At 67.9% G+C, this 12,866-nt stretch carries 10 protein-coding genes; 9 read left to right on the top strand and 1 reads right to left on the bottom strand.

The features are described 5' to 3' along the window. The first annotated feature begins 364 nt into the window (after positions 1-364). From HRL41_RS10495 to HRL41_RS10460, 8 genes are all read left to right on the top strand, one after another. Positions 365-712, top strand: a complete 348-nt coding sequence (locus tag HRL41_RS10495; protein WP_253904860.1) for a type II toxin-antitoxin system RelE/ParE family toxin — start codon at positions 365-367, stop codon at positions 710-712. Next, a complete protein-coding gene (locus tag HRL41_RS10490; protein ID WP_172136984.1) occupies positions 709-1,014 on the top strand; it encodes a helix-turn-helix domain-containing protein in 306 nt (101 codons plus the stop codon). The genes HRL41_RS10495 and HRL41_RS10490 overlap by 4 nt, the downstream gene beginning before the upstream one ends. 215 nt (positions 1,015-1,229) lie before the next feature. Next, positions 1,230-1,940: a response regulator transcription factor gene (locus tag HRL41_RS10485; protein WP_165047045.1), complete on the top strand. Its 711-nt coding sequence runs from the start codon at positions 1,230-1,232 to the stop codon at positions 1,938-1,940. Position 1,941: 1 nt separating this feature from the next. Further along, the gene (locus tag HRL41_RS10480; RefSeq protein WP_253904859.1) at positions 1,942-3,537 is read left to right on the top strand and encodes a cell wall metabolism sensor histidine kinase WalK; all 1,596 of its coding nucleotides are present in this window, start codon (positions 1,942-1,944) and stop codon (positions 3,535-3,537) included. Positions 3,538-3,934: 397 nt separating this feature from the next. Then, on the top strand, positions 3,935-4,813 hold the full coding sequence (locus HRL41_RS10475) for a phosphoribosylaminoimidazolesuccinocarboxamide synthase (protein WP_172136983.1): 879 nt from the start codon (positions 3,935-3,937) through the stop codon (positions 4,811-4,813). A 24-nt stretch (positions 4,814-4,837) separates the two neighbouring features. Beyond that, complete coding sequence (locus HRL41_RS10470) at positions 4,838-5,593, top strand: hypothetical protein (protein ID WP_172136982.1); 756 nt, start codon at positions 4,838-4,840, stop codon at positions 5,591-5,593. 16 nt (positions 5,594-5,609) lie between these two features. Beyond that, positions 5,610-9,356: a phosphoribosylformylglycinamidine synthase gene (locus tag HRL41_RS10465; RefSeq protein WP_172136981.1), complete on the top strand. Its 3,747-nt coding sequence runs from the start codon at positions 5,610-5,612 to the stop codon at positions 9,354-9,356. 94 nt (positions 9,357-9,450) lie between these two features. Beyond that, entirely contained in the window at positions 9,451-10,071 is a 621-nt protein-coding gene (locus HRL41_RS10460) for a hypothetical protein (RefSeq protein WP_172136980.1), read from the top strand. A gap of 104 nt (positions 10,072-10,175) precedes the next feature. Here HRL41_RS10460 and HRL41_RS10455 read toward each other — a convergent pair whose 3' ends face one another. Next, complete coding sequence (locus tag HRL41_RS10455; RefSeq protein WP_165171256.1) at positions 10,176-11,600, bottom strand: amidophosphoribosyltransferase; 1,425 nt, start codon at positions 11,598-11,600, stop codon at positions 10,176-10,178. A gap of 254 nt (positions 11,601-11,854) precedes the next feature. Here HRL41_RS10455 and HRL41_RS10450 point away from each other — a divergent pair, with 254 nt between their 5' ends. Then, positions 11,855-12,796: a serine O-acetyltransferase gene (locus HRL41_RS10450; protein ID WP_172136979.1), complete on the top strand. Its 942-nt coding sequence runs from the start codon at positions 11,855-11,857 to the stop codon at positions 12,794-12,796. Positions 12,797-12,866: the final 70 nt, after the last annotated feature.

Raw genomic sequence — 12,866 nt, 5'->3', positions numbered from 1 at the left:
AGCGCCCGCGCCGGCATGCTGCCTGCTCGCGGCCGCGTTCCCGCGCCGCTTGCCCGCGCTCGCGCCCCCGCGCCGCTCCGTGCCGTGCGATGGGGCCGCGCCGCCTTTCGCGCGCGCCGTGTTCTGTCGATCTCGTCTCTGTGGCATGGGGCTATTGTGTCACGCTCCGCTCGCCCAACGCCGTCCTGCCTCCAAACGCCACGAGAAACGCAGAAGGATTTTGCTCGATAGGGCTATTCTATTAAGTACATTTGTACGTTATAATGTAAGCCGACGATTTAAGTTAAGGAATGCCAGATCGGGGGGAGTAGACAGAATATAACTTAAGGGGTATATTATGGGAAGATGGAGCATAGACCTCAGCTTGATCGAGGGCTGGCTTGACGATCAAGACAGCAGGACGGTCGCGCACATCATGGCTGCGCTTGAGGTGCTTGGCGAGAGGGGCCCGTCGCTCGGGAGGCCCCTCGTCGATGTCGTGAAAGGGTCTCGGTTCAAGAACATGAAAGAGCTGCGCCCCGCCTCTCCGCCAGGAAGCGAGATCAGGATCCTCTTCGCATTCGACCCCTTGAGGAGCGCCATCATGCTGCTTGCCGGCGACAAGTCGAAGGGCGGCTCCGGTGGCGCGTGGAGCAGCTGGTACAAAAGGGCCATTCCCGAGGCCGAGAAGCGCTACGAGAAGCATCTAGGAGAATTGGAGAAGCAACCATGAGCCTTTCCCCTGAAGACTATGCTGCGAAGCGCGAGATTCCCCCTGAGCTCATGCGCGAGGCGCGCCAGGCGACAGAGGAGAAGGTGCGCGCGTACGAGCTCAAGCAGGCGCGCAAGGCATGCTCCATGACGCAAAGCGAGATCGCGAGGGAGATGGGCGTGAGCCAGAAGAGGATATCCGACCTGGAGAACGGCCAGATAGGGGTTGTCCAGGTCGACACGCTTCGACGCTACGTCGCAGGGCTGGGCGGAACGCTTGAGGTGAGAGCCGTGCTTCCCCACGCCACGATCAGGATCGCCTGACGCAGGCGCGCCTTTCCGCTGACGAGGACGTGCGCAAGCCGCCCTGCAAGGCGGGTCGCACCGTGGGGCTATTGTGTCATTTGACATACGGGTGTGCGTCTCGTCGGGGGCAAACGCTACAATAAACGCAAACACTGACCTGCTGCCTGCTTTGCTGCCGGGGCCTTGAGCCCAGGCCTGGCGAGAACGAGCAAACCGAGCTTAAGGAGTCATCCATGAGCAACGAAACCCGACGCATCCTCCTGGTCGAGGACGAGAAGGCCATTCGCGACGCCGTCACGGCCTACCTTGAGCGCGAGAACTACTGGGTGACTGCCGTCGGCGACGGCCAGGAGGCGCTCGAGGAGTTCCAGAAGCACCACTTCGACCTCATCATCCTCGACCTCATGCTGCCGCGCGTCCCCGGCGAGCGCGTGTGCCGCGTCATCCGCGACACCTCGGACGTGCCCATCATCATGCTCACCGCGAAGGGCGAGGTGGAGGACCGCATCATCGGCCTCGAGCTCGGCGCCGACGACTACCTGGTGAAGCCGTTCAGCCCGCGCGAGCTGGTGGCCCGCGCCCGCGCGCTCCTGCGCCGCGTGCACGCCGACTCCGAGCCCCAGCGCGAGGTGCTCGAGTTCGGCGAGCTCACCATCGACGTCTCGGGGCACAAGGTGCTCGTCTCCGGCGAGGAGATCGATCTCACGGCCAGCGAGTTCAAGCTGCTCACCACGCTGTCGCGCTATCCCGGCCGCGTGTACTCGCGCATGGAGCTGGTGGAGAAGGTGCTCGGCTACGACTTCGAGGGCTACGAGCGCACCATCGACTCCCACGTGAAGAACCTGCGCGCCAAGATCGGCGACAACCCGCGCAACCCCAAGTGGCTGCACACGGTGCACGGCGTGGGCTACCGCTTCGAGGACCCCACGAAGAACGGCCAGTAGCATGACCGAGCGCGTGATGGTCTCGGACGCCGAGCCGAAGTCGTCCGACGGCGCGGCGGCGTCCGCCACCACGGGCTCCATCGCCCGCGTCGAGGCCAAGAAGCGGTTCCGCTGGTCGAGCTTTTCGTACACCACGCGCGTGACCTTGGCGTTCGCGTTCATCGCGGCCATGACCGCGCTCGTGGCCATCGGCGTGGTGTCGTTCGTGTGGGAGCAGCACTTCCAGACCTACACCACCGACAACATGCGCACCATGGCCACCACCACGGCCGAGCGCATCGCCTCGGTCTACGAGCGCACGGGGGATCTGTGGAACCCCGACACCACCAAGCCCGCCCTGCAGACGGCCGAGCTCACCTCGGGCGTGGGCGTGAAGGTGATCGACGCGGAGGGCGGCGTGCCGTTCGACTCGTCGGCGTCGGTGAGAAGCGACGCGCCCGGGGCGCAGAAGTCCTTCGAGCCGACCGACCCCTCGCAGGTCGCCATGGCGCCCATCGTGGTCGACAACGTGGCCGTGGGCTCGGTGCGCATCTGGGTGTACGGTTCCGACACGCTCATGCGCCAGCCTGACCAGGAGTTTCGCAACAACTCATACCAGGCGCTGCTGCTCGCCACGGTGGTGGCCATCATCCTGGCGTCGTGCATCGGCTTTCTGTTCGCGCGCAACCTGGTGGCGCCCATCAACCGCATGACCAAGACCGCGCGCGCCATCAAGGAAGGCGACCTCGCGGCGCGCACTAACCTGCACGGCGAGGACGAGATCGCCCGCCTGGGCGAGACGTTCGACGCCATGGCCGAGTCGGTCGAGAAGGACCGCGAGCTGGAGCGCCGCCTCACCACCGACGTGGCGCACGAGCTGCGCACGCCGCTCATGGCCATCCAAGCCACGGTCGAGGCCATGGTCGACGGCGTGTACGAGGCGGACGAGGAGCGCCTCGTCACGGTGAACTCCGAGGTCCAGCGCCTGTCGCGCCTGGTCGACGCGTTGCTCAAGCTGTCGCGCCTGGAGAACCGCTCGCAGCCCATGAAGGAGGAGGTCGTGGACGTGGGCGAGCTCATCGAGGGCATCGTGTCCACGCACGAGATGTTCGTGGCCGACTCCGGCCTCACCATCGACTACCAGGCGCAGAGGGGCGTGCGCGTGGTGGGCGACCCCGACATGATCCGCCAGGCCACGGCGAACCTCGTCTCGAACGCCGTGCGCTACACCCCCGAGGGCGGGCACATCCACGTGCGCGTGCGCCGCGGCGACATCATGGCGTCCATCTCCGTGGAGGACACCGGCATCGGCCTGACGCGCGAGGAGGCGAAGATGGTGTTCTCGCGCTTCTGGCGCGCCGACGCGGGCCGCACCCGCGAGAGCGGCGGTCTGGGCGTGGGCCTGGCCGTGGTGAAGGAGATCGTCGACCGCCACGGCGGCTGGGTGCAGGTGGAAGGCGAGAAGGGCAAGGGCGCCTGCTTCACCATCCACATCCCGCTCTACGACGCCGAGCGCGCGAAGAAGCAGGCCACGGCGCAGGCGCGCAGCGCCCAGCGCAACGCCGGCCGGGCCGGCAACCGCGCTGGCAAGAAGCAGAAGGGCCGCGGCGCGCGGTAGCTCGCGCGGTAGCCCGTCCGACGGTTCGCCCAGCGGCTCGCCCGACGGCCCGCCCAGCGGCTCGCGCGGTAGCCCGCCCGACGGCTCGCCCAGCGGCTCGCCCGACGGCTCGCTTGACGGCCCGCTCGACGGCTCGCCGGCGCGAGGACCCGCCGTGCCCTTCGCGCAGCCTGCCTCTCCTGCGCCCGTCCGCGCCCGCCCTAAAACCTTGGAAATTGCGCTCGGTTTGCGCGACAGGCCTCCCCACTTGCGCCATAATAGAATGATGCGAAAACACGCGCGTGACGTGCGCGGCGGCGCATGCCGCCACGCCGTACGGCGGCGGGCGGCGGCCACAGGCGCCTCCCGCGCGCGATGCGCGGCAATACGGAACATGGTGGAGGAAAGGGTTTTTCTCATGGCGGGAATCGACATCAAGCCCGATGCTCAGGGCAAGGTTCGCGATCTGTACGACCTCGGCGACAAGCTGCTGCTCGTCGCCACGGACCGCATCTCGGCGTTCGACTACATCTTGGAGGACGAGATCCCCTACAAGGGGCAGGTCCTCACGCAGCTGTCGTGCTTCTGGTTCGAGCTCCTCGAGGGCGTGGTGGAGAACCACCTGATCTCGGCCGACGTGGCCGACCTGCCCGAGCAGTTCAAGCCCTACGCCGACTACCTGCGCGGCCGCTTCATGCTGGTGAGGAAGGCCGACATGTTCCCCGTCGAGTGCATCGTGCGCGGGTATCTGGCCGGCAGCGGCCTCAAGGAGTACGGCAAGCAGGGTACCGTCTGCGGCATCGAGCTGCCGGAGGGCCTCGTGAACTCCTCGAAGCTGCCCGAGCCCATCTTCACGCCGTCCACCAAGGCCGAGATCGGCGACCATGACGAGAACATCAGCTTCGAGCGCTGCGCCGAGATCATCGGCGAGGACGCCGCGGCCACGCTGCGCGACCTGGCCATCAAGGTGTACTCCACCGCGCGCGACCACGCAGCCGAGCGCGGCGTCATCATCGCCGACACCAAGTTCGAGTTCGGCACCATCGACGGCAAGGTCATCCTGGCCGACGAGGTCCTCACGCCCGACTCCTCGCGCTTTTGGCCGGGCGACGTCTACGCCGAAGGCAAGGACCAGCCCTCCTTCGACAAGCAGTTCGTGCGCGACTGGCTCACCGCGAACTGGGACAAGGGCTCCGGCACCAAGCCGCCGCGCCTCCCGCAGGAGATCATCGAGAAGACCTCCGAGAAGTACATCCAGGCATACGAGACGATCACCGGCCGCACGTTCGAGCGCTAGAGAAGCTAGAGAGGGAATCGCCCCATGACCCAACGCAACCCGATGAACGAGCGCTACACCTCCGACGAGCGCCCGGGCAAGACGCGCAAGAGCGCCGCGAGCGCCAAGCCCAAGACCCAGGCGGCGGCCTCGGTGATCGTCAAGACCACCGAGAAGACCCCGCAGCAGAAGAAGGCCGAGCGCAAGGCCGAGCGCAAGAAGGCGCAGGCCGAGCAGCGCGCGCTCGACCGCAAGTACTACAAGCCCGACACCAAGCGCTACAAGACGCTGCGCCTCTGGTGGTGGGTGACCCTGATCGGCGCCATCGCCTGCACGGCGGTCTCGTTCCTCGGGCGCGAGCTCATGCCCGACGCGGTGGCCCTAGGCGTGCTCTTCGCAGCGTATGCCCTGATCATCATCGCCTTCTACATCGACATGTCCCCCATCCGCAAAGAGCGCCGCGCCTACCAGGAGCGCATGATCATCGAGGAGGAGAAGCAGAAGAAGGCCGAGCGCGCCGCCGCCCGCGCCGAGCGCGCGCAGCAGGCGCACAAGAAGGGCTCGGGCAAGAACCAGAACCGCCACGCCAAGCCGGTCAGCCGCAAGCCCGCCGAGGAGGCGTCCGAGGCCCCCGTCAAGGAGGAGCCCGTGAAGAAGCCCCGGAAGAGCCTGTTCGGCAGCGGCTTCCGCCTGTCGAACCGCGAGAAGATCAACGAGGAGAAGGCCCGCGCGAAGGCTGCCGACGCGGACGGCGCGGCCGACGAGGGCGCCGAAGGCGCCGAGAGCACCGAAGGCAAGTAAGAGAAAGGCTTGAACCATGGTCCAACGCGTCTATGTTGAGAAGAGGCCCGGCTTCGACGTGGAGGCCCACCAGCTGCTCGCCGAGCTGCGCGACATCCTGGGCGTGTCAGCGCTTTCCGGCCTGCGCTGCGTGAACCGCTACGACGTGGAGGGCATCTCGCCCGAGCTGTTCGAGCAGTGCGTGCCCACGGTGTTCAGCGAGCCGCAGTCCGACGTGGCCACGCTCGAGATGCCCGACGCGCGCGGCGCCGCCGTGTTCGCGGTGGAGTACCTGCCCGGGCAGTTCGACCAGCGCGCCGACTCGGCGAGCGAGTGCATCCAGCTCATCAGCCAGGGCGAGCGCCCCGAGGTGCGCTCCGCCAAGCTGTACTACCTCGAGGGCGCGCTTGACGCGGCCGACGTCGAGGCCATCAAGCACTACGTGATCAACCCCATCGAGGCACGCGAGGCGTCGCTTGCGACGCGCGAGACGCTGGCCATGGACTACCCCGAGCCGGCTGACGTCGAGGTGGTCGAGGGCTTCCGCGAGCTCGACGAGGAGGGCCTGGCCGCCTTCATCGCCGAGCGCGGGCTGGCCATGGACCTCGCCGACATCGTCTTCTGCCAGCGCTACTTCGCCGAGGAGGAGAGGCGCGACCCCACCATCACCGAGATCAAGATGATCGACACCTACTGGTCGGACCACTGCCGCCACACCACGTTCGGCACGGTGCTCACCGACTTCGAGATCGCCGACGCCAACGTGCAGCGCGCGTTCGACCGCTACCTGGAGATGCGCCACGAGCTCGGGCGCGACGAGAAGCCCGTCTGCCTCATGGACATGGGCACCATCGGCGCGAAGTGGCTGAAGAAGCAGGGCATCCTCACGGGCCTCGACGAGTCCGAGGAGATCAACGCCTGCACCGTGAAGGTGAAGGTGGACGTGGACGGCGAGGAGCAGGACTGGCTGTACCTGTTCAAGAACGAGACGCACAACCATCCCACCGAGATCGAGCCGTTCGGCGGCGCGGCCACGTGCGTGGGCGGCGCCATCCGCGACCCCTTGAGCGGCCGCAGCTACGTGTACCAGGCCATGCGCGTGACCGGCGCGGCCGACCCGCTCGTGCCCGTGAGCGAGACCATCCCCGGCAAGCTGCCGCAGCGCAAGCTCGTGACCACGGCGGCTGCGGGCTACTCGTCCTACGGCAACCAGATCGGCCTGGCCACGGGGCAGGTGCACGAGCTGTACCACCCGGGCTACGCGGCCAAGCGCATGGAGATCGGCGCCGTGGTGGGCGCCACCCCGGCCGACCACGTGCGGCGCGAGACGCCGGCGCCGGGCGACGTGGTGGTGCTCTTGGGCGGCCGCACGGGCCGCGACGGCATCGGCGGCGCCACGGGGTCCTCGAAGGCGCACAACCTGGAGTCGCTCGAGAGCTGCGGCGCCGAGGTGCAGAAGGGCAACGCGCCGGTCGAGCGCAAGATCCAGCGCCTGTTCCGCCGCAAGGACGCGTGCCAGATGATCAAGCGCTGCAACGACTTCGGCGCGGGCGGCGTGTCGGTCGCCATCGGGGAGCTGGCCGACGGCCTGTTCATCGAGCTCGACCGCGTGCCCAAGAAGTACGACGGCCTCGACGGCACCGAGCTGGCCATCTCCGAGTCGCAGGAGCGCATGGCCGTGGCGCTCGCCGCCGAGGACGTGGACGCGTTCATCGCGCTGGCGCACGAGGAGAACCTCGAGGCCACGCCGGTGGCGCGCGTGACCGAGGAGGCGCGCGTGCGCGCGGTGTGGCGCGGCGACACGATCATCGACGTGAGCCGCGCGTTTCTGGCATCGAACGGCGCGCCGAAGCACCAGGCCGTGACCGTGGGCGCGCCGCGCGCGTACGAACGCACCTGGGGTGAGCCTGACGACGCGCTGGACGCGCGGATGCGCGCGCTTCTGAGCGACATCAACGTGGCGTCGAACAAGGGCCTCTCCGAGCGCTTCGACTCCACCATCGGCGCGGCCACGGTGCTCATGCCGTTCGGCGGCAAGAACCAGCTCACGCCCGCGCAGGCCATGGCGGCGAAGCTGCCGGTGTTTGGCGAGACCACCACGTGCTCGGGCCTGGCCTGGGGCTTCAACCCGTACCTCACCGAGGCGAACCAGTTCACGGGCTCGTACGTCGCGGTGGTGGAGAGCGTGGCGAAGCTCGTGGCCGCAGGCTTCAAGCGCGCGGACATGTACCTCACGTTCCAGGAGTACTTCGAGAAGCTGCGCGACGAGCCCGCGCGCTGGGGCAAGCCCGCCGCGGCCGTGCTCGGCGCGCTCATGGCGCAGGTCGACCTCGGCGTGGGCGCCATCGGCGGCAAGGACTCCATGTCCGGCTCGTTCGAGCAGCTCGACGTGCCGCCGACGCTCGTGAGCTTCGCCACGGCGTGCGGCAAGGTCGACCGCGTGACGTCGCCCGAGTTCAAGGGCGCGGGGCATCGCGTGCTCATGGTGGTGCCGCGCTACGAGGACGACGGCGTCACGCCGCGCACCGCGTCGCTGCTGGAGGCGCTCGACTGCGTCGAGGAGCTGATCGGCACGGGTGCGGCGCTTGCCGTCGCCACGCCGGGCTACGGCGGCATGGCCGAGGCGCTGTTCAAGATGTGCGTGGGCAACGGCATCGGCGTGAAGATCTCCGCGGCGCCGTCCGCTGACGCGCTCTTCGGGCTGAGCTACGGCAGCTTCGTGGTGGAGCTCGCCGACGGCGCCGCGGTGCCGGAGGTCGGCGACGACGTGGCCGCAGCCGTGGTGGGCGAGACCACCGCGGCCTACGAGCTCGTGGTGGGCGAGGAGGTCGCAAGCCTCGCCGAGCTGCAGGAGGCGTGGGAGCGCGGCATCGAGGCGGTGTTCCCGTACCGCACCTCCGAGGCCGAGCGCGCGGCGCTGCCCGCGGTCGAGCCGGTGTCGTTCGAGGCCGCCGCGCCGCACGTGTTCGCCGGCCCCGCCGTGGCGCGCCCGCGCGTGGTCATCCCGGTGTTCCCCGGCAACAACTGCGAGTACGACTCCGCGGCCGCCTTCGAGCGCGCGGGCGCCGTGGTCGACACGTTCGTCATCAACAACCTCACGCCCGACGCGGTGGCCGAGAGCACGCGCGAGCTCGTGCGCCTCATCAGGAACTCCCAGATCGTCATGATCCCAGGCGGCTTCTCGGGCGGCGACGAGCCCGACGGCTCCGCGAAGTTCATCACGGCGTTCTTCCGCGCCCCCGCGGTGACCGAGGCGGTGCGCGAGCTTCTGCAGAAGCGCGACGGCCTCATGCTCGGCATCTGCAACGGCTTCCAGGCGCTCGTGAAGCTGGGCCTCGTGCCCTACGGCGACATCCGCCCGATGGACGCGGACTGCGCTACGCTCACGTTCAACAACATCGGCCGCCACCAGAGCCGCCTCGTGCGCACGCGCGTGGCGTCGAGCCTGTCACCGTGGCTGTCGCAGTGCGCGGTGGGCGACGTGCACACCGTGGCGATCAGCCACGGCGAGGGCCGCTTCGTGGCGCCGCCTGCCCTGCTCGACGAGCTGGTGGCGAAGGGCCAGGTGGCGACGCAGTACGTCGACGAGGCCGGCGTGCCGTCGATGGATCTGGCGGTGAACCCCAACGGCTCGATGCTCGCCATCGAGGGCATCACGAGCCCGGACGGGCGCGTCCTCGGCAAGATGGGCCACACCGAGCGGAGCGGCGCCGGCCTGTACAAGAACGTCCCCGGCGACCTCTGCCAGCCGCTGTTCGAAGGCGGCGTGGCCTACTTCAAGTAGGAAGGCGTTCGGAAGGGGAGCGCCCACGACGGGCGCTCCCCTCTTTTATGTGCGACTCGTCTGCTACGTGCCCGTAGAGAAAGGCTCCGAACCCATGCTGTTTCTTCTGACCGCGCCGCGCCAAGCGGGAAAGACCCGATGGCTCGAGAGGCTGATAGGCGACTTTGACGCGGCGGGCGTCCCGTGTCGGGGCGTGGTGGCTCCGGGCGTGTGGGAGGAGAAGCCGAACGGGTCGTTCGAGAAGCTGGGCATCGACAACCTGCTCCTACCTGGCAAAAGGCGCCTCCGCTTCGCGCTGAGGAGGGACTTGGCGAAGGCTGCGGGGGCGTTCTGCCCGTCGAGCCAGAGCGCTGCGGCGAACCTGGGGTGGGAGATCTCCGACGACGCCATGCGGGAGGTGAACGCGCACTTCGCGAAGATGAGGAGCGCGGGCGCTGACGAGCGGCTTGGCAAGGGCGGGCTTCTCATCGTGGACGAGCTCGGGCCGCTCGAGCTTCTGCGCGACGGTGGCTTGACCGAGGCGGTGGCGGCGGTGGCGGACGGCGCGCTATCGGGCAGCGAGCATGCGCTGGTGGTGGTGAGGCCCGAGTTGGTGGACCTCGCGGAGGAGCGCTTCGCCCGAGCCTGGGGCGGGGCGAAGCGCATCGCGCCTGATGAAGAGGGTCGGCTCGCCGTGATGCGCGCCTTGGGCGCCTTGGGCGCCTCGGGCCGCTGACCCTTCGGCGCGCTGGCTGGCGACATGCGCGCGTGTCGGCCGGCGCACCCGCCCCTTGGCGGTCGGCAAACCGACAGGCGGCACGCGCGTGCCGCCTTCTCCCCTTACTCTTTGCCGTTCCAGCAGTAGGTGCAGATCTTCTCCGGGGGGATGCCGATGGCCTCGATCATGCCCTCGAGCGACTGATAGCCCAAAGAGTCGAAGCCCATCTGCTCGCAGATGCTTCTGAGCAGGCACTTTCCGCGTTCGGTGGAGCTGTCGGCGTACTCGTCGAGGTGCTTCTGCCCCTCGTCGCCCTCGAGCTCCTGCACCACGCGGCGCGCGATGAGGTCCATGTCGGACTTGCCGCGCGAGAAGCTCAGGTACTTGCAGCTGAACATGATGGGCGGGCAGGCGCTGCGCATGTGCACCTCGGCGGCGCCGGCGCTGTACAGGAAGTCCACCGTCTCGCGCAGCTGTGTGCCGCGCACGATGGAGTCGTCCACGAACAAAAGCTTCTTGCCGTCGATGAGCTCGGGCACGGGCACCTGCTTCATGTGCGCGATGCGATCGCGAATACGCTGGTCAGACGGCATGAACGAGCGCGACCACGTCGGCGTGTACTTGATGAACGGGCGCGCGAAGGTCTTCTTGCTCGCGGTGGAGTAGCCGATGGCGTGCGGCAGGCCCGAGTCGGGCACGCCGGCCACGTAGTCCACGTCGGGCAGGGTGCCGGCCGCGGCCTCGTTGCGCGCCATGATCTCGCCGTTGTGGTAGCGCATGACCTCCACGTTGCGCCCCTCGTAGTTCGAGTTCGGGTATCCGTAGTACACCCACAGAAACGCGCAGATCCTCATGTCCTCGCCCGCCGGCGCGATGGTCTCGTACTCGTCGGCGTTGACGCGCACGATCTCGCCCGGCCCCAGCTCGTACTCGTCAGCGTAGCCGAGCTTCTGGTAGGTGAACGACTCGAACGAGATGCAGTGGCCGTCGTCGTTCTTGCCGATGAGCACGGGAAGGCGTCCCATGCGGTCGCGCGCGGCGATGATCTCGCCGTCCTCGGTCATGATGAGCAGCGTGAGCGACCCGTCCACCGCCTCCATGGCGTAGCGGATGCCCTCGACGAAGCTGTCCTTCTGGTTGATGAGCGCGCCGATGAGCTCGGTGTCGTTCACCTTGCCGGAGCTCATGGCCATGAACTGGCTGCTCCCGCTGTCGAAGCAGGCGTCGATCAGCTCGTTGAAGTTGTTGATGGCGCTCACGGTGGTCAGCGCGAACGTCCCGAGGTGCGAGCGGATGAGCAGTGGCTGCGGGTCGGTGTCGGAGATGCAGCCGATGGCGCTGTTGCCGTGGAAGCTGGCAAGCTCCTTCTCGAACTTCGTGCGGAAGGGGGTGTTCTCGATCGAGTGGATCTCGCGCTGGAACCCGCCCTTCTCCTTGCGAACCACCATGCCCGCCCGCTTCGTTCCCAGGTGGGAGTGGTAATCCACGCCGAAGAACACGTCCAACACTACGTCGCGGTGAGAAACCGCACCGAAAAAGCCACCCACTTTAGTCCCCTTCGTGTGCATCGCAGCCAGCGGGCCTTGAGGCTTGGTGGCCCGACGGGCGCGCGCTAACGAGCCCGGCGTGCTGGCCGCTGCTTGCATTACTCGAAGAGTATACGTTTTCGCTGGTCGCATCCGTGCGGCAAAGTTGCCTTTTTTGCCGTTTGTCCACATGGTCGGCGAAGGGGCTTCCTTATAATGGAGGGCAGTCCATTCCCGGCGGCCCCGCGGCCGCCCTCCTCGACCTAGGAGGTTCCATGTTCGGAGACAACCTCGACCGCATCGTCAAGGGCATCGAAAAGAACTACGAAGCTGACGAGATCTTCTTCACCAAGCCCGGCCGGCGCTTTCCCAACCGGAGCGCCATCAAGAGCGTGCTGAAGGACATCCGCCGCGTGATGTTCCCCGGCTACTTCGGCGCGGAGATGCTCTCGCCCTCCACGAGCCCCGAGTACTTCATCGGCGAGACGCTCATCCAGATCGAGCGCGTGCTGCGCGAGCAGATCATCCTGGCGCTCACCTACACCTCCGACGAGCGCGACGGCAACGCGGGCGCGAGCAACTACCTGTGCGGCGGCTGCACGCCCGAGAGTATCTGCGAGCGCACGTCGGAGATCTGCACGGTGTTCTTCGACGAGCTGCCGAACATCCAGCGCGTGCTTCTGACCGACGTGCAGGCGCTCTACGACGGCGACCCGGCGGCGGGCTCGAAGGAGGAGGTCATCTTCTCATACCCGGGCCTCTACGCCATCTTCGTGTACCGCGTGGCGCACGTGCTCTACGAGCAGGACGTGCCCATCATCCCGCGCATCATGACCGAGCTCGCGCACTCCGGCACGGGCATCGACATCGGCGCCGGCGCGAAGATCGGCGAGTACTTCTTCATCGACCACGGCACGGGCGTGGTGATCGGCGAGACCACCGAGATCGGCGACCACGTGAAGATCTACCAGGGCGTGACCTTGGGCGCGCTCTCGACGCGCGGCGGGCAGCGCCTCGCCGGCGTGAAGCGCCACCCCACCATCGAGGACAACGTGACCATCTACTCGAACGCCTCGGTGCTCGGCGGCGAGACGATCATCGGCGAGGGGTCGGTGATCGCGGGCTCGACGTTCGTGACGTCATCGGTGCCGTCGCACTCGCGCGTGAGCGTGAAGGCGCAGGAGATCACTGTGCGCCAGCCGGGCGAGAAGGACTAGGCCGCGGCGCGGGGGCTGGGCTGCGGGCGCGGGCGCGGGCGCAGCTGCGGGCGCGGCTGCGCGGGCTGGC

Origin of the sequence: Adlercreutzia sp. ZJ473, assembly GCF_013185065.1 — a bacterium.
In the GTDB taxonomy this organism is placed as follows: Bacteria; Actinomycetota; Coriobacteriia; order Coriobacteriales; family Eggerthellaceae; genus CAAEEV01.
The sequence above is the reverse complement of the archived record's forward strand: the minus strand, read 5'-3'. Positions and strand labels throughout refer to the sequence as shown.